A 16,127-nucleotide genomic window follows, 5' to 3' on the forward strand; every position below is an offset into this window, starting at 1 on the left:
GCTTGCCCGTCGAAAACAGGTGGCGTATCTCCGCCCAATCATCCAAATTGATCACCTTCCATAATGGTCGGTGGCCCTATTTTCAGTTGGCGTTCCTGGCCCTATTTTCGGTTGGCGTTAACAGCTGGAGCAGTTGGCCGGACTTCTCCATGGCAAGGGCCGTGTTCGCGAAGTCCGCCGGCTCCGGGTTGTCCACGATCGCCTGGATTTCCACCAGATGTTCCGCCAGCCCAGCGTCGATGGCATCGGCGTAATCGGATGGTTTGATGCGGGAAAAAGGCGGCAGCCCATAGGGCAGGGCGCTGGCGCTGAGGAGGGGATTCGTCATCACGCTAACCTTTCATACTGGCGCATGCGTCTCAACGCGCGGCTTTGCCGAATTTGCGCGGCGGCCAGACCTACAATGACGCCTATGGGGAAAAGGTTGGGCGCCGCTTCGCTGCGCGCTGTTGCTGTTCGTTCCGCTGCCGCGGTGTCCGCCGGCGTCCTGGCCTCGGCGTTGCTGGCAGGATGCGGCCTGGTCGCCGAACTGACTGTTCCGTCCTCCGGTGCAGCCGCGAGTACCGGCGCCGGGACAAGGCAGCCAAGCCCGACGGCGACCCCCACCCCGACGCCCACTCCCACCCCCGGCGCGGGGCCATCCTGCCCCACGCTGCGGTGCACGTCCGTCGTCGTGACCGGCGACATGCTGGTCCACGCCCAACTCTGGCAACAGGCCCGCGACGATGCCGGCGCAGCAGGCAAACCAGGGCTTGACTTCACCCCGCTCCTGGAAGGCCAACGAAAGTACATCCACGCCAGCGACCTCGCTATCTGCCACCAGGAAACGCCCGTGGCCGGGCCCGAGGGCCCGTTCTCCGCGTACCCGTCATTCAACGTCCCGCCGCAGATCATCACAGCCGCCAAGGCGGTGGGTTACCAGGCCTGCACCACCGCGAGCAACCACACGATCGACCGAAGCACGGACGGAGTACTGCGTACCCTCGACGCCCTGGATGCGGCGGGGCTGAAGCACACCGGTTCCTACCGCACCCAGAACGAGTCGCAGGGAATCCTGATCCTGCAGACCAACGCCGCCAAGATTGCCGTCATCCAGGGAACCTACGGGCTCAACGGCCAATACCCTGAATACGGCTGGCAGGTGGACATGCTGGACGCGCCCGCCATGATCGCCAAGGCCGTGAAGGCGCGGGCGCTCGGCGCGGACATCGTGCTCGGTGCCATGCACGCCGGCGACGAGTATGCCAGTGAAGCCAACGACCAGCAGCAGGAGGTGGCCCACGCCCTCGTGGACAGCGGCCAGTTCACCATGGTCTACGGACACCACACGCACTCGGTGCTGCCCATCGAAAACTACAAAGGAACCTGGATCGTCTACGGCCTGGGCAACGGAGTCACCGAACTGTCGCCCTGGTACGTAGTGAACAACGAGGGCCTGCTGGTGCGGGCACAGTTCAGCCAGGACGCAGCCGGGAAGTGGACGGCGTCGGACCTGGCCTGGGCTCCGTCGGTGATTGTCCGCGATCCGTACCGCTGGTGCTCGGTGGCAACCGATGCACCGCAGGGCGTCTGTGCAACTCCCGAGGCCGACGCCGCTACCAGGGTGAGGACCGCCACGGTGGTGGACTCGATGGGCGCGGCTGCTGCCGGCGCGCACGAACTGCTGATCACCAAGGAACCCTAAGACAGTTCGACGGGGAAATCGTCCGCGCAGAAGCTCAGCGCAGCAGACTCAGCGCGGACGGCGCGTTGCGTGCTCCCGGGCCAGCACTGCGTAGCGGTCGTCCGGGGCGCCGGCCGTGAAGGTGCCGTATTTACGCTCGGCGGCGGTCCTGATGAGGAAGTCGGCGATGGCTGGGTTCTTGGGCAGCAGCGAACCGTGCAGGTAGCTGGCCACCACATTCTTGTAGCGTGCGCCCTCATGACCGTCGCTGCTGTTGTTGCCGGTGCCTTTCGCGGTGGTCCCCAACGGCCGGACGCCCGCACCCAGCGTGGTCTGCCCGCTGTGGTTCTCGTATCCCAGCACCTCGCCGAACTCTTCTGTGGCCACCCGGACGTTGCCGATCAGGCGCTCGTCCGTGCCGTGTGTCTCCACGTCCAGGACACCGATGCCCGGTATGACCGAGCCTAAGCGGGTCTTGAAGAAGCGTCCGAACAGCTGGTAGAGCCCGCAGATCACCAGCATGGGTGCGCCGTCCTCTGCCAGCTTCGTGAGTACGCCGGCCTGCGACTGCAGGTCGTCCTTGATGACCAGCTGTCCGCTGTCCTGGCCGCCGCCCCCGACAATCAGGTCAACATCGGCCGGAAACTCGTCACCGACGTTGTACTCCAACAGCTCCGGGGTGTAGCCGTGCCAGCTGATCCGCTGCCTGAGCACCAGGGCGTTGCCCCAGTCGCCGTAGATGTTCATGTCCCGCGGGTAGAGCTGCAGAACCCGGATGGTCCCTTTGGAATTCTGTTCGACGCCGTCCGGCCCGATCCCGGTTGATTCAGCGGTCATGAGACCACCTCCACTGTGGTGATTTTGGACAGCTCGCGGCGGATGGCCAGCATGGCTGTGTAGGTGCAGAAGATCCGCTTCGGTTTGCCCTTGGCGTCCCGGATGAACGCGGCGAGTGCGGGCGCGATTTCCGGCTGGACCCCGCCGATCCGGACGTCGTCATACTGCAGCCGCAGCGCCATGTCGTAGGCGCGGGAACCTGTCAGCTGGTCCACGCCGCCGTCGCGGAGCGAATCGAATTCCACGTCCCAGAGCCAGGACATGTCCCGGCCGTCGGCGTAGTTATCGTTGATGGCGATCATGGTGGCGTAACCGCCCGCGGGGAAGGACTTCAGTCCCAGCCGGAAACCACTGGGGTTCTTCACCAGGACGAGGTCCAGGGGCCGGCCGTCCACCGTGAGGCTTTCGCCGCGGCCAAACGCCGGCTCGACCTGGGACAGCGCGGTGAGCAGGGCGGCGTGGTCGGCTGTGGCGGCACCGCCGCCACAGATGCTGCGGGCCAGGGTCAGCGCCGCAGCCGCGTTAAAGATGTTGTAGACGCCGCGGAGCTTCATCGCGGTGGTGACCGTGGCGCCGTCGTACTCAAAATCGGCGGTGTCCGGCCCCACTTTGCGGAGTACGACGTCGGCCGCTGGCTTGTGGGGGAGTGCTGCGGGGGCGGGGCTTCCGGGCGCTGCCCGCATGTCGTCGTCGTTGGGGAAGGTGCTGAGGAGCGAATCGTCCAGGCCGAAGTACTGGACGTCCTGGCCGGTGAGCGTTTCCGCGATGCGGGCCACCCGTGGATCCTCCCGGTTGAGGACTACTGTTCCGGTGGTTTTGTCGGCGATGTGCTGCAGCAGCTGGGCCGTTTTGTCGATTTCGCCGAACCGGTCCAACTGGTCACGCAGGACGTTGAGCAGGAGGCTGTACCGCGGCGGAACACGATTCACAAAATGCGTGGCGTGAGCTTCGTCGAGCTCCAGTACCGCGACGTCGGCCCTGAGCCTGCCGCGCCAGTCCACTTCGCCCAGCAGGGCCGCCGCCACGCCGCGGGTGAAATTGCTGCCGGTGCGGTTGGTGAAGACCTTCAGGCCCTGGCTTTCCAGGAGTTCCACCACCATCTTGGTGGTGGTGGTTTTGCCGTTGGTTCCGCTCACGACGGCGACGCCGTGGGGGAGCGTGGCGAGCGTGCGCTGCATAAAGCCGGGATCGATTTTTTCGACCACAAGCCCGGGCAGCGCGGACCCTCCGCCCCTGAGCCGGGACACCCGGCGGACCAGCTTGCCGAGCGGAACACTGATGTAAAGCATGCTCTGTAATATATCCCAGCAACGGCATAGAACCCTTCCCGGAAGCGCTTCCGGCGCCGCCCCGGGAGCCGCGCACATTATGCTGATTGGATGACAAACCCCCTTTCGGCTGCTTCTGCACGCGTGGGCTCGGGCCTCCGGATCGGCGTCCTGGCACTTCAGGGCGACTTCCGCGAACACCTCCGGGCCGTGGAAGCCGCCGGTGCCGCCGGCGTCGGAATCCGCCGCCCCTCCGAACTGGACGGCCTGGACGGGCTCATCATTCCCGGCGGAGAATCCACGGCCATCGACAAGCTGGCCCGCGCCTTTGAGCTGGCCGCACCGTTGAGGGACCGGATCCGCGACGGACTGCCGGTCTACGGTTCCTGCGCCGGCATGATCCTCCTGGCTGACGAGATCGCCGATCCCGCCACAGACCTGGCCGGCAACGCGCAGCAGACCTTCGGCGGCCTGGACATCACAGTGCGGCGCAACGCCTTCGGCCGCCAGCGAGAGTCATTCGAAACGGACCTGGATTTCAAGGGCCTGGACTTCAGCGCCACGGAATCCGGTGTCGCTCCGGTACACGCGGTGTTTATCCGCGGCCCTTGGGTGGAACGCGTCGGCGACGGCGTGGAGATACTGGCACAGGTGGAGCCCGCAGACCCTGAGCATGCGTCCCACGCGGCGACTCTGCCGGGGACAGCTAGAATTGTTGCAGTGCGTTCCGGCCACCTGCTGGCCACCTCCTTCCACCCGGAAGTGACTGGGGAGAAACGCGTACATGAACTTTTTATCCGCATGATCAGAGGAGACGCGTAAAGCATGTCAGGACACTCCAAATGGGCGACGACCAAGCACAAGAAGGCCATCCTCGATAGCCGCCGTGCAAAGTCGTTCGCCAAGCTGATCAAGAACATCGAAGTCGCCGCGCGTATGGGCGGACCGGACCTCGCCGGCAACCCGGGCCTGGAACTCGCCGTCACCAAAGCCAAGAAAACCTCCGTTCCTGCCGACAACATCGACCGTGCCATCAAGCGTGGCGCCGGCCTCACCGGCGAAGTGGTTGACTACACCGAGATCATGTACGAATGCCGCGGCCCGCAGGGTTCGGCGCTGCTGATCGAGTGCCTCACGGACAACAAGAACCGCGCCGCCTCCGAGGTCCGCCTGGCCATCTCCCGCAACGGCGGCACCATCGCCGATCCCGGGTCGGTCAGCTACCTGTTCAGCCGCAAGGGTGTCGTCTCGCTGCCGAAGAACGGCCTCAGCGAGGACGATGTCCTGATGGCAGTCCTCGACGCCGGAGCCGAGGAAGTCAAGGACAACGGGGAAAGCTTCGAGATCCACTCCGAGCCGACCGACCTCCAGGCCATCCGGGATGCGCTCAAGGAAGCCGGAATCGAGTACGAGACCGATGAAGCCGAGTTTGTGCCGTCCATGCAGGTGCCGCTGGACCTCGACGCCGCCAAGAAGTTCATGAAGCTCGTGGACGCCCTGGAAGAGCTCGACGACGTCCAGAATGTGTACAGCAACGCCGACCTCAGCGACGAAGTCCAGGCCGCCCTGGAAGCTGAGTGACCTTCCGCTTTGTGGCCTGAGGCGGATGTCCCAGGGTGACACTGCGCGTATTGGGCGTTGACCCGGGCCTCACCCGGTGCGGCATCGGCGTGGTCGACGTCGAGCGGAACCGGCGCGCCACAATGGTGGCCGTCGGGGTAGTGGGCACCTCTCCCGGGGAGACCCTGGACCAGCGCCTGCTGGTTATTGCCTTGGCCATCGACGAGTGGCTGGACCGCTACGAACCCCAGGTACTCGCCGTCGAACGCGTCTTTTCCCAGCTCAACGTCAGCACGGTGATGGGCGTGGCGCAGGCCTCCGGCGTCGTGATTGCCGCCGCCGCCCGGCGCGGGATCCCGGTGGCCCTGCACACGCCGTCGGAAGTGAAAGCAGCAGTGACCGGCAGCGGTACCTCCAACAAAGAAGCCGTGACCAAACTCGTCACAAAAATCCTCAGGCTGGACGCGCCGCCGCGGCCGGCGGATGCTGCAGATGCCCTGGCCCTTGCCATCACCCACGCCTGGCGCGCGGGCAGCGGAGCCGCGGTCGCCACCACCGGCCCCGGCAGCCTGTCGCTGACGCCGGCCCAGCGCGCGTGGGCCGATGCCGAAGCGAAAGCGCGCCGCGCACGCTGAATGTCCGGGGCGCTTGCTAGGGTATTCGTAGATATGTTCGGATAGCCGGTCCTACCCCCAAAAGCCCGGCAGTACACCAGGAGCCCGGCTTTGATCAGTTTCCTTCGCGGAACCGTAGCGCACGTTGGCCTTTCCGCTGCCGTGATCGACCTCAACGGGGCGGGCCTGAGTGTCAACGCCACGCCGCAGACCCTCAGCCGCCTCCGCACCGGCGAGGAAGGCAAGCTCTTCACGTCGCTGATCGTGCGCGAAGATTCCCTCACTCTGTTCGGTTTTGCCACCGACGACGAACGCGAAGTCTTTGATGTCCTGCTCAGCGTAAGCGGCGTAGGTCCGCGGCTCGCGCTGGCCGTGCTCGCCGTGCACGAGCCGGAAACGATCAGGGTTGCCGCGCACACGAGTGACAGCAAGACGTTCACCACGGTGCCCGGCATCGGCCCCAAAGTGGCCGGCCGGATTGTGCTGGAACTGGCCGGCAAGCTGGTGCCCCACGGAACGGCAGGTGCCGCCGGCGTGTCCACCCCGGCCGAAGCGGCCTGGAAGCCCCAGGTGGTGGCGGCCATGACCAGCCTCGGGTGGTCGGAAAAGGATGCCGGTGCCAGCATCGAGAAAGCCCTTGCAGACGATCCCGAGGTGGAATTCCGTGGCAATGTGGCCGAGATCCTGCGGACCACGCTGCGCTGGCTGGGCCAGGACGGCGCGCGGGCCGGTAACCGCGTAGGCAGCCGTGGCTGAGCCTTCGGTGGTGGCAGCAGGGGAGGAACCCGAGGAAAGGGCGATCGAAGCCGCCCTCCGGCCGAAGAACCTCGATGACTTCGTAGGCCAGCACCGGGTCCGCAGGCAGCTCTCGCTGGTCCTGCAGGCCTCCCGGATGCGTGGGCGCAGCGCGGACCACGTGCTGTTCTCCGGCCCTCCCGGCCTGGGCAAAACAACCCTGGCCATGATCGTGGCCGCTGAAATGAACGCGCCACTGCGGATCAGCAGCGGTCCGGCCATCCAGCATGCCGGCGACCTCGCCGCCATCCTTTCCTCCCTTTCCGAAGGGGAGGTCCTCTTCCTGGACGAGATCCACCGGATGTCGAGGCCGGCAGAGGAAATGCTCTACATGGCCATGGAAGACTTCCGTGTGGACATTGTGGTGGGCAAGGGCGCCGGGGCCACCGCCATTCCGCTGGAACTGCCGCCCTTCACCCTGGTGGGTGCCACCACGCGCGCCGGTCTGCTGCCCGGCCCGCTACGCGACAGGTTCGGGTTCACCGGGCACTTGGAGTTCTACAGCGTGGCCGAGCTCGAACTGGTGCTCAGGCGCTCCGCCGGCCTGCTGGACCTCAAAGTCAACTCTGCGGGCTTCAGCGAAATTGCCGGCCGGTCCCGCGGTACGCCGCGTATAGCCAACCGCCTGCTCCGCCGGGTCCGGGACTGGGCACTCGTGCATGGGATTGAGCAGATTGATGCCCGCGCCGCGTCCGCCGCCCTGGACATGTATGAAGTGGACAAGCGGGGCCTGGACCGGCTGGACCGGGCAGTCCTGGAGGCGCTCATTACGAAGTTCGGCGGGGGACCCGTGGGACTTTCCACCCTGGCCATTGCGGTGGGGGAGGAGACCGAGACCGTGGAAACGGTGGCGGAACCGTTCCTGGTGCGCGAAGGCCTGCTGGGCCGGACGCCCAGAGGACGCATCGCCATGGCTCCGGCCTGGACCCACCTGGGCTTCGCCGTACCGGCCGGAGCTTTCGGGCAGGAGCCGCTTGATCTGTTCGAACCGGACCCGGACAGCGCCGAGTCCACGCCCGAATGGGCGCCGAACGGGCAATAGCACTGTCGTCCCAGCTTTTCCCTTTAGACTGGTATGACACCCGGCACGTTCGGGTCTGTGTTCCCGCGGCGGCTCCGAGGAGCCGTTGCCTGCCCGGCACATCTTCTGCAACGGGGAACGACGCGGACGCTGCCAAACACCCGATACGCCAGTACAGAACGGAATCTTCCCTGTGGATCCAATGAACATCGTCTTGTTCGCAATGCTCGGAATCTTTATCTTCATGATGTTCCGCCGCAACAAGAAGACCAAGGAGCAGCAGGCAACGCTGCAGTCCCAGTTCGAGCCCGGTGTTGAGGTCATGACAAGCTTCGGACTCTTTGGCCGGATTGTCTCCATGGACGACGCCGAGAACAAGGTTGTCCTGGAACTCTCGCCCGGGAACCTGGCCACCGTCCACCGCCAGTCCGTGACCAAGATCGTAGAGCCGGCCATCGAAGCCGAAACTCCGGCCGTCCCGGATGACGCCTCCACCCTGACCACGGAAGAAGCCGCCACCCCGACGGTATCCGCCGAATCCCCGGACGAGACCCCGAAGCGCCTCAACGACGAGGGCAAGAAGGACATCTAGTCCGCGCCGCACGGCAGCCCGCCTGACAACACCTCTACGGCTGGGGACGACCGCCGGTGGGACTGATAGCTCCCGCCGGTGGTTCCTCCGTAAATAAGAGAAAGATTCACAATGGCACGAACTGGCCCTAACAACGCAGGCCTGAGGGTACTGGTGTGGCTCGGTGTAGTCCTCGCCGTACTGACCGCCGTCCTGGCTGGCGGCACCCTTGCCGGACAGGCAAGCTGGGCGCCCAAGCTGGCACTGGACCTCGAGGGTGGCACCCAGATGATCCTGGCGCCCAAGGTTGAGGGCGGTTCGGACATCAATGAAGAGCAGCTCAACCAGGCCGTAGCCATTATCCGCCAGCGTGTGGATGGTTCAGGTGTTGCCGAAGCGGAAATCAGCACGCAGTCCGGCCGCAACGTCGTGGTGAGCCTTCCGGGCACGCCCACGAAGGAAACCCGCGACCTGATCCAGGCGTCCGCGGACATGAACTTCCGTCCGGTATTGCTGAACGGCGACGGCGCGCCCGTCCCCACGGAATCCCTCACCCCCGAAGACCAGCTTCCGAAGCCCACGGCAGAACCCGCCAACGGCAGCGACATCAACTGGATCACCGCGGACATCTACCGCCAGTTCGAAACCATGGACTGCAACAATCCTGCGCCGGAGAGCCCCGAAGCCTCCGATCCGACCAAGCCCCTCGTTACCTGTGAACCGGCAACTGCTACCACGCCGGCCATCAAATACATCCTGGGTCCGGTGGAGGTCAAGGGCGGCAACATTGTCACGTCCTCCTTCCAGCTCCAGCAAGGCGCGCAGGGCGCTGTGACCAACGACTGGGCCGTCAACATCCAGTTCGACGCTGAAGGCACCGCCAAGTTCAAGTCGGTCACCGAACGCCTGAACCAGTTCTACGTGGCAGCAGGCGGAGAGACCGGCAACGACCCGAAGGCGCAGTTCGCCATCGTCCTGGACGACCAGGTCATTTCCGCGCCGCGGTCCCTGGCAGTCATCACCGACGGACGTCCGCAGATCACCGGCGGCTTCACCGAACAGACCGCCAAGGTCCTTTCGGACCAGCTCCGCTTCGGCGCGCTCCCCATCAGCTTCGAAATCCAGAGCGACCAGCAGATCTCCGCAACCCTCGGTGGCGAACAGCTACGTATGGGCCTCCTCGCGGGCATCATTGGCTTGCTCCTCGTGGTGGTGTACTCACTCTTCCAGTACCGGGCCTTGGGCCTGGTGACAATTGCCTCGCTGGTAGTGGCCGGCGTCCTCACCTATCTGGCGATTGCCTTGTTGGGCTGGACTGAAAACTACCGGCTTTCCCTTGCCGGCGTGGCTGGCCTCATCGTCGCCATCGGCCAGACCGCAGACTCGTTCATCGTCTACTTTGAACGTATCCGCGATGAACTCCGCGAAGGCCGTGGCCTTGTCTCCGCGGTGGAGAACGGCTGGAAGCGGGCCAAGCGCACTGTCCTGGCATCCAAGGCCGTGAACCTGCTGGCCGCGCTGGTGCTTTACTTTGTTGCCGTTGGAAACGTCCGCGGGTTCGCCTTCACGCTGGGTCTGACGGCCATTGCCGACCTCATCGTGGTCTTTATGTTCACGCACCCCACGCTGCAGGTCCTGGCGCGCACCAAGTTCTTCGGGGAGGGCCACCGGCTCTCCGGCCTTGACCCCAAGCGGCTCGGAGTTTTGCCGCTCTACCGTGGCGCCGGACGCCTGCGCACGCCTGAGGCCAAGCCTTCCGTAGTCCGGGCCAAGAACACCGGGGCGGTCGCCGAGGCTGAACGACGCATGACAATAGCAGAACGCCGCCTCGCGGAAAAGCAGGAGCAGCTCACCAGCTCCTCCAAGAGCGCAGCCAAGGAGAACAAGTAATGTCCAGCAGCTTCGCCAATTTCGGCAACGAGCTCTACACCGGGAAGCGCTCCTACAACTTCGTCAGTGCCAAGAAACTGTGGTTCATCATCGCCTCGGTGGCGGTCGCACTGTCAATCCTCATCCCGGTTGCCAAGGGCGGCTTCAACCTCGGCATCGAATTCCGCGGCGGATCGGAGTTCACCGTCTCCAACGTGCAGAGCACCGACTCGGCCCTGGGCGAAAAGGTTGTTGAAGATGTTGTGGCCGGCAGCGTTCCGCGTGTGGCCAATGTCGCCGGTACCACCATGCGCATCCAGACGGATAAGCTCACGGACGACGAGACCCTTAAGATCAAGGAAGGCCTCACCTCGGCCTACGGCGTCACCAACAACGAGGTGACCTCAACCTTTATCGGACCCACCTGGGGTGCGGATGTCACGAAGCAGGCCCTGATCGGCCTGATCGTCTTTGTGGCGCTGGCCGCAGTGCTGATGGCGCTGTACTTCCGGACGTGGAAGATGTCGCTGTCCGCGATGGCTGGAATGCTGGTGACGATGTTCATCACTGCCGGCGTATATGCCCTCAGCGATTTCGAGGTAACGCCGTCTGCCATCATCGGGTTCCTGACGGTGCTCAGCTACTCGCTGTATGACACGGTGGTGGTCTTCGACAAGATCCGTGAAAACACTGCTGACATTGATGCGTCCACCCGCCGCACTTTCGGTGAGGAAGTCAACCTCGCCGTCAACCAGACCCTGGTGCGTTCCATCAACACCATGATGGTGGCCATCCTGCCGGTCGGCGCCATTCTGTTCATCGGTGCCGGCCTGCTGGGGGCAGGCACGCTGCGCGACTTGTCCCTGGCACTGTTCGTCGGAATCCTGATCGGCACGGCGGCCACCATATTCATTGCTGCACCGATGTATGCCTGGCTGCGCCAGAACGAACCTGACCTGGTGAAGCAGGCGAAACGCGTTGAACACCGCAGGTCCGCGAACAACGTCAAGACCGAGGAAGCGGCTGCGCCCCCAGGGGCATGACCTTTCGAACCACAACGGGCCGGGCGGCATCGGAATACCGACGTCGCCCGGCCCGTTTCGCATTTAAGCGCCGGTTACATATGTGAACTGGCGGGGGAATAGACTGAGGTAATTAAACAGTCGTGAGGGGTGCTTCATTGGAAGAACGTTCGGCGTCGGTGCCAACGGCAGGCGGGGATAACAGCCCGGGCCACGGAGTTCAAACCGGGCTGACCGCTTCCGCACGCCCGGCGCCGATTGTTCCTGTAGACAAATCGGGCGCCCGCCCAACATTTCCCGGACGCCGCGAACGTACCCGCTCCCGGCTGGCCCGGCTGACCGGGCGCGGCACGGCAACCTATTCGCCCATTCTTGAGCCGCTGCTGCGTACCGTCCGCGCGAACAACCCCAAAGAAGATTTTGACCTCATCCAGCGCGCCTTCGAGGTGGCCGAGCAGAGCCACCGCGGCCAGAAGCGCAAGAGCGGTGATCCGTACATCACCCACCCCGTGGCCGTAGCCACCATCCTCGCTGAGCTGGGCCTCAGCGGCACCACACTCGCCGCGGCCCTGCTGCACGACACGGTCGAGGACACTCCCTACACCCTGGCGGACCTCAAGCGGGACTTCGGTCCTGAGGTTGCCATGCTGGTGGACGGCGTCACCAAGCTGGACAAGGTCAGCTTTGGTGAGGCCGCGCAGTCCGAGACCGTCCGCAAGATGGTTGTGGCCATGGCCAAGGACATCCGGGTCCTGATGATCAAGCTCGCGGACAGGCTCCACAACGCCAGGACCTGGCGGTTCGTCTCCGCGGAGTCATCGGCACGAAAAGCCCGCGAAACCCTGGAAATATTCGCGCCCCTGGCCCACCGGCTGGGTATGAACACCATCAAATGGGAGTTGGAGGACCTGTCCTTCGCGGCCCTCTATCCAAAGGTCTATGAGGAAATCGTCCGGATGGTGGGCGACCGCACCCCGGAACGGGAGAAAAGCCTCGGCGTCATCCGGGACCAGATTACTGAGGATCTCCGTACTGCCCGGATCAAGGCCACCATTACCGGCAGGCCGAAGCACTATTACTCGATCTACCAGAAGATGATCGTCCGGGACAAGGATTTCGACGACATCAACGACCTCATGGGCGTCCGTGTACTCGTCGATTCGGTCCGGGACTGTTACGCCGCCCTGGGCACCATGCATTCGCGCTGGAACCCGCTGCCGGGGCGGTTCAAAGACTACATCGCCATGCCCAAGTTCAATATGTACCAGTCGCTGCACACCACGGTGATCGGACCCGGCGGCAAGCCCGTGGAGATCCAGATCAGGACCCACGAAATGCACCGCCGTGCTGAGTACGGTGTGGCCGCCCACTGGAAGTACAAGGATCAGCCCAGCCGTACGGCTGTCGGGCCGGGCAGCCCCCGCGACGGTGACATGGGCTGGCTGAGGTCCCTGGTGGACTGGCAGCAGGAAACGTCCGATCCCGGTGAGTTCCTGGACTCCCTGCGGTTTGAGATCAATGCCCGCGAAGTCTTTGTCTTTACCCCCAAGGGCGAGGTCATGGCACTGCCCGCCGGATCGACTCCGGTGGATTTTGCGTACGCCGTCCACACCGAGGTGGGACACCGCACCATCGGCGCACGGGTTAACGGCAAGCTGGTCCCGCTCAACAGCGAACTAAACCACGGCGACTGGGTTGAGATCTTTACGTCGAAGGCGGAAGGTGCCGGGCCCAGCCAGGACTGGCAGCATTTCGTCAAGAGCGCGCGGGCGCGGAACAAGATCCGCCAGTGGTTCAGCAAGGAACGCCGCGAAGAGGCAATCGACCGCGGCAAGGAACTGCTGACACGCGCCATGCGCAAACAGAACCTGCCCCTGCAGCGCCTGATGACGCACGAAGCCCTCGCGGCGGTAGCCGCCGAGTTCAAGTACGTCGACATCTCGGGCCTCTACGCCGGCGTGGGAGACGGTCATACGTCAGCGCAGTCGGTCATGGAGAAACTCGTTGAAAGCCTGGGCGGCAACGAGAGCACTGACGACGACATCACTGAAGTCAGCATCCCCACGCAGGTGGCCAAAACCAAGTTCTCCGATTCCGGCGTGGTGGTGCGCGGCGTTGGCGATGTCTGGGTGAAGCTGGCGCGCTGTTGTACGCCCGTTCCGCCGGATCCGATTCTCGGCTTTGTCACCCGCGGCTCCGGGGTTTCGGTACACCGCACGGACTGTACCAACATTTCGGATCTCCGGGACCAGCCCGACAGGATTGTCGAGGTGGACTGGGCACCCACCCAGTCAAGTGTTTTCCTGGTGGAGATCCAGGTTGAGGCGCTGGACCGGAAGTCCCTGCTCTCCGACGTCACGCGGGTTCTGTCCGAGAACCACGTCAACATTCTGGCGGCCAGCGTGAACACCTCCACCGACAGGGTGGCCATCTCCAGGTTCGCCTTCGAGATGGGCGACCCCAAATACCTCAGCCACGTCCTCAGTGCCGTGCGGCGCATCGACGGCGTGTTCGACGTCTACCGGACCACCGGTAACAAGCGCCGGAGCTAGCAAGGCCAGCTTTTCCAGTGCGGCCCGTTTGTGGGGGACCCGCGGGCTGGCCTCAATGGCCAGGATCAGCAGACGCAGCCGCACGTCCCGCTCCGGGCGGGCCAGCAACCCCGCCAGCGCTGGCAGGGCCCGGTGGGCGTCGACATGCAGGGCGATGTCGACGGCGGTGCGGAGTGGACTCGACACCATCAGGCCGCCCATGCTGAGAACGTCGAACGGACCAAGCCGGACCTCATGGAGCGTGCAGCCCCTGGTGTTGCGGAGGCTCGAAATCCGCCGCTTCGCATCCACAAGCAAGGCCAGCCGGTCCGGTTCAGCCGCACAGCCGTAGATCCAGGCCGCCGTCATCCGCCCGGCCACCACGCGTTGCCTGACGGCCGCCGGAACCGCGTTGGCCACCGTTCTGGCCCGCACCTGGGGTGACGCGGGAGCATCCGGCAACGTGAAGCCGTGCTGGTGGAACTGCGCCAGGACACCGTCCGCTGCCAGCGACTGTAGTTCGGGCCACGCGAAAGGCTTGCCCGGCGAATACAGGTCGGGGTATTGGGGTGGTGGGGAGGTGGCCATCCCCCCATCCTGCCGCGTCTTCCCTTAACGCGAACAGGCCCGGTCCCGGTTATGTGGATAACCGGGACCGGGCCTGTGCGTCCTCCGACAGACGCCTGTTGAAGGCGTCCCACAAACTAATACCTAGGAAAGCTCGCTGGCCGAGCGCTGGATCTGGTCCAACCAGGCCTGCCTCGCCTCGAGGGCTTCGCGGGCTCCCTTGATCTTGCGCTGGTCGCCGGCTTTCTCGGCCTTGGCGAGGTCGTCCTGCAGGCCGGAAATGGCTGCTTCCAGCTGCGACAGGGCGCTGTTGGTGCGGGCCTTCGTCTCAGGGTTGGAGCGTTGCCAGTTTTCCTCTTCGGCGTTGCGGACAGCGTCCTCCACCTTGCGGAGGCCGGCTTCGATGCGGCCCATGTCGGCGCGGGGCACCTTGCCGGCTTCTTCCCAGCGGTCCCGGACAGACTGGAGCGCCTTCTTGGCCGCGGCCAGGTCCTTGACCGGCAGAATGCTGTTCGCTTCGACGAGGAGCGCTTCCTTCACCGTGAGGTTGGCGGCGTATTCCTGGTCGATCTCCTCGTTGGCTGCCTGCCGGTGCGTGAAGAACACGTCCTGGGCGGCACGGAAACGGGCCCAGAGGGCGTCGTCATCCTTGCGGCTGGCGCGCGGTGAGGCCTTCCATTCATCCATGAGCCGGCGGTATTCTCCGGCGGCGAAGCCCCAGTCGGTGGATGAGGACAGGGCCTCGGCTTCGGCGATGAGCTTCTCCTTGGCCGATTTTGCGGCCGAGTTGGTGCTGTCCAGCTGGGAGAAGTAGGCGCGGCGGTGACGGTCGAAGACGGTCCGGGCGGCACGGAACCGCTTCCACAAGGCGTCCTCGTTGCTGCGGCCAAGCCGGATGCCGCCCTTCTGGGCTGTCTTCCAGCTTTCAAAAAGTTCGTTCATCCGGGCGCTGGAGGTCTTCCATTGGATCTGTGCTGGATCCTGCCCCGAGATCTCTTCGGCTTCGGCCACGATGGCCTCGCGGGCCGCGAGCTCGGCGGAGCGAACGGCGTCGTGTTCTGCCTTCTCTGCCTTTTCGAGTTCTGCGATCTGCACAGAAACAGCGTCGAGCCGTGCTTCGGTGGAACGGAGGTCTCCCACCATGTTCCGCTCCGCCAGCTGCTCGCGCAGGTGCGTGACGGTCTTCTGCATGTCGGTGCTGGGCGCCTTGGAGCTGATGCGCTGCTCCAGGAGCAGGACCTGCGCAACGATGTCGTCATGCTTCCGCGCGAAGTAGGCAAGGGCTTCGTCATTGCTGACGCCCGGGTACTGGCCCACCGGGTGCTCGTCGCCGTCGATCGTCAGGAATACGTGGCCGTCGCCCTCGACACGGCCCCACTTTGCAGCTTCCGCCAGCGAAGTCGCGGAAGCGACAGGTGCCGGTGCTGCCACAGGTGCGGCTGCCGCTGCCGGCTTGGGCCGGGCAGCGAAGGCTGCCGGTGACGGGGCGGGTCGAGGTGCCGGAGCAGGCACCGGAGCCGGGGCTTCTTCAGCCGCGCTCTCGCTACCGGCCGCGTTCTCTTCAACCGGGGCGGCCGGGACCTCGGTACGTTCCACCGGGGTCCCTGCGGCCTCGGCATCTTCGGCCTGGACGGCCACGCCCTCGGGGTCCACGACCGCTTCGGCCACGGTTTCGTCAACCGTGGCCTGTTCGGCGGTTGCCTGGACAGCGTCTGCCTGGTCAGCCACGGGGGCCGTTACCTCGGTCAGGTCTGCTGCTGTTTCGTCGGATTTCTGACTGTCTGTCACCGCTAAAAGTCTTTCGCTTGG

The 16,127-nt window shown here is 64.8% G+C and carries 14 protein-coding genes and 1 pseudogene; 10 read left to right on the top strand and 5 right to left on the bottom strand.

The annotated features are described in order from the left end of the window. Positions 1-82: 82 nt before the first annotated feature. The gene (locus NFC73_RS16180) at positions 83-328 is read right to left on the bottom strand and encodes a hypothetical protein (protein ID WP_372494681.1); all 246 of its coding nucleotides are present in this window, start codon (positions 326-328) and stop codon (positions 83-85) included. 84 nt (positions 329-412) lie between these two features. On the opposite strand from NFC73_RS16180, the gene NFC73_RS16185 reads away from it, so the two are divergent. After that, on the top strand, positions 413-1,684 hold the full coding sequence (locus NFC73_RS16185; protein WP_254751814.1) for a CapA family protein: 1,272 nt from the start codon (positions 413-415) through the stop codon (positions 1,682-1,684). Positions 1,685-1,732: 48 nt separating this feature from the next. Here the strand turns inward: NFC73_RS16185 and NFC73_RS16190 are convergent, their stop codons facing one another. Then, positions 1,733-2,500 carry a type 1 glutamine amidotransferase gene (locus NFC73_RS16190; RefSeq protein WP_254751816.1) on the bottom strand — a complete coding sequence of 256 codons (768 nt, stop codon included), beginning with the start codon at positions 2,498-2,500 and terminating at the stop codon, positions 1,733-1,735. Next, positions 2,497-3,789 carry a MurT ligase domain-containing protein gene (locus NFC73_RS16195; protein WP_254751818.1) on the bottom strand — a complete coding sequence of 431 codons (1,293 nt, stop codon included), beginning with the start codon at positions 3,787-3,789 and terminating at the stop codon, positions 2,497-2,499. Before NFC73_RS16195 ends, NFC73_RS16190 begins: the two co-directional genes overlap by 4 nt. A gap of 90 nt (positions 3,790-3,879) precedes the next feature. On the opposite strand from NFC73_RS16195, the gene pdxT reads away from it, so the two are divergent. From pdxT to NFC73_RS16240, 9 genes are all read left to right on the top strand, one after another. After that, positions 3,880-4,590, top strand: coding sequence for a pyridoxal 5'-phosphate synthase glutaminase subunit PdxT (gene pdxT / locus NFC73_RS16200; protein ID WP_254751820.1), 711 nt, complete (start codon positions 3,880-3,882; stop codon positions 4,588-4,590). Positions 4,591-4,593: 3 nt separating this feature from the next. Beyond that, on the top strand, positions 4,594-5,349 hold the full coding sequence (locus tag NFC73_RS16205) for a YebC/PmpR family DNA-binding transcriptional regulator (protein ID WP_058932337.1): 756 nt from the start codon (positions 4,594-4,596) through the stop codon (positions 5,347-5,349). Positions 5,350-5,384: 35 nt separating this feature from the next. Next, positions 5,385-5,963: a crossover junction endodeoxyribonuclease RuvC gene (gene ruvC, locus NFC73_RS16210; RefSeq protein WP_254751822.1), complete on the top strand. Its 579-nt coding sequence runs from the start codon at positions 5,385-5,387 to the stop codon at positions 5,961-5,963. Positions 5,964-6,053: 90 nt separating this feature from the next. Further along, a complete protein-coding gene (ruvA, locus tag NFC73_RS16215; RefSeq protein WP_254751824.1) occupies positions 6,054-6,698 on the top strand; it encodes a Holliday junction branch migration protein RuvA in 645 nt (214 codons plus the stop codon). Then, positions 6,691-7,779, top strand: coding sequence for a Holliday junction branch migration DNA helicase RuvB (gene ruvB / locus NFC73_RS16220; protein WP_254751826.1), 1,089 nt, complete (start codon positions 6,691-6,693; stop codon positions 7,777-7,779). The genes ruvA and ruvB overlap by 8 nt, the downstream gene beginning before the upstream one ends. Before the next feature lie 181 nt (positions 7,780-7,960). Next, positions 7,961-8,350: a preprotein translocase subunit YajC gene (gene yajC / locus NFC73_RS16225; RefSeq protein WP_254751828.1), complete on the top strand. Its 390-nt coding sequence runs from the start codon at positions 7,961-7,963 to the stop codon at positions 8,348-8,350. Between the two features lie 111 nt (positions 8,351-8,461). Next, on the top strand, positions 8,462-10,219 hold the full coding sequence (secD, locus tag NFC73_RS16230) for a protein translocase subunit SecD (protein ID WP_254751830.1): 1,758 nt from the start codon (positions 8,462-8,464) through the stop codon (positions 10,217-10,219). Beyond that, complete coding sequence (gene secF / locus NFC73_RS16235) at positions 10,219-11,241, top strand: protein translocase subunit SecF (RefSeq protein WP_254751832.1); 1,023 nt, start codon at positions 10,219-10,221, stop codon at positions 11,239-11,241. Before secD ends, secF begins: the two co-directional genes overlap by 1 nt. A gap of 137 nt (positions 11,242-11,378) precedes the next feature. Beyond that, the gene (locus tag NFC73_RS16240; protein WP_305884517.1) at positions 11,379-13,772 is read left to right on the top strand and encodes a RelA/SpoT family protein; all 2,394 of its coding nucleotides are present in this window, start codon (positions 11,379-11,381) and stop codon (positions 13,770-13,772) included. A gap of 108 nt (positions 13,773-13,880) precedes the next feature. Here the strand turns inward: NFC73_RS16240 and NFC73_RS21100 are convergent. Together NFC73_RS21100 and NFC73_RS16250 are read right to left on the bottom strand one after the other, a co-directional pair. Then, positions 13,881-14,339: pseudogene (locus NFC73_RS21100) on the bottom strand (type IV toxin-antitoxin system AbiEi family antitoxin); the annotation flags it as partial. 123 nt (positions 14,340-14,462) lie between these two features. Then, positions 14,463-16,106, bottom strand: coding sequence for a DUF349 domain-containing protein (locus tag NFC73_RS16250; protein WP_254751834.1), 1,644 nt, complete (start codon positions 16,104-16,106; stop codon positions 14,463-14,465). Between the last annotated feature and the right edge of the window lie 21 nt (positions 16,107-16,127).

The sequence above is a fragment of the Pseudarthrobacter humi genome, assembly GCF_024294965.1.
Classification (GTDB): Bacteria; Actinomycetota; Actinomycetes; order Actinomycetales; family Micrococcaceae; genus Arthrobacter; species Arthrobacter humi.

What these genes read in the sequence shown, in the direction of transcription:
- NFC73_RS16180 (WP_372494681.1), bottom strand. Translation starts at nt 328, where the DNA reads ATGACGAATCCCCTCCTCAGCGCCAGCGCCCTGCCCTATGGGCTGCCG.
- NFC73_RS16185 (WP_254751814.1), top strand. Translation starts at nt 413, where the DNA reads ATGGGGAAAAGGTTGGGCGCCGCTTCGCTGCGCGCTGTTGCTGTTCGT.
- NFC73_RS16190 (WP_254751816.1), bottom strand. Translation starts at nt 2,500, where the DNA reads ATGACCGCTGAATCAACCGGGATCGGGCCGGACGGCGTCGAACAGAAT.
- NFC73_RS16195 (WP_254751818.1), bottom strand. Translation starts at nt 3,789, where the DNA reads ATGCTTTACATCAGTGTTCCGCTCGGCAAGCTGGTCCGCCGGGTGTCC.
- pdxT (WP_254751820.1), top strand. Translation starts at nt 3,880, where the DNA reads ATGACAAACCCCCTTTCGGCTGCTTCTGCACGCGTGGGCTCGGGCCTC.
- NFC73_RS16205 (WP_058932337.1), top strand. Translation starts at nt 4,594, where the DNA reads ATGTCAGGACACTCCAAATGGGCGACGACCAAGCACAAGAAGGCCATC.
- yajC (WP_254751828.1), top strand. Translation starts at nt 7,961, where the DNA reads ATGAACATCGTCTTGTTCGCAATGCTCGGAATCTTTATCTTCATGATG.
- secD (WP_254751830.1), top strand. Translation starts at nt 8,462, where the DNA reads ATGGCACGAACTGGCCCTAACAACGCAGGCCTGAGGGTACTGGTGTGG.
- secF (WP_254751832.1), top strand. Translation starts at nt 10,219, where the DNA reads ATGTCCAGCAGCTTCGCCAATTTCGGCAACGAGCTCTACACCGGGAAG.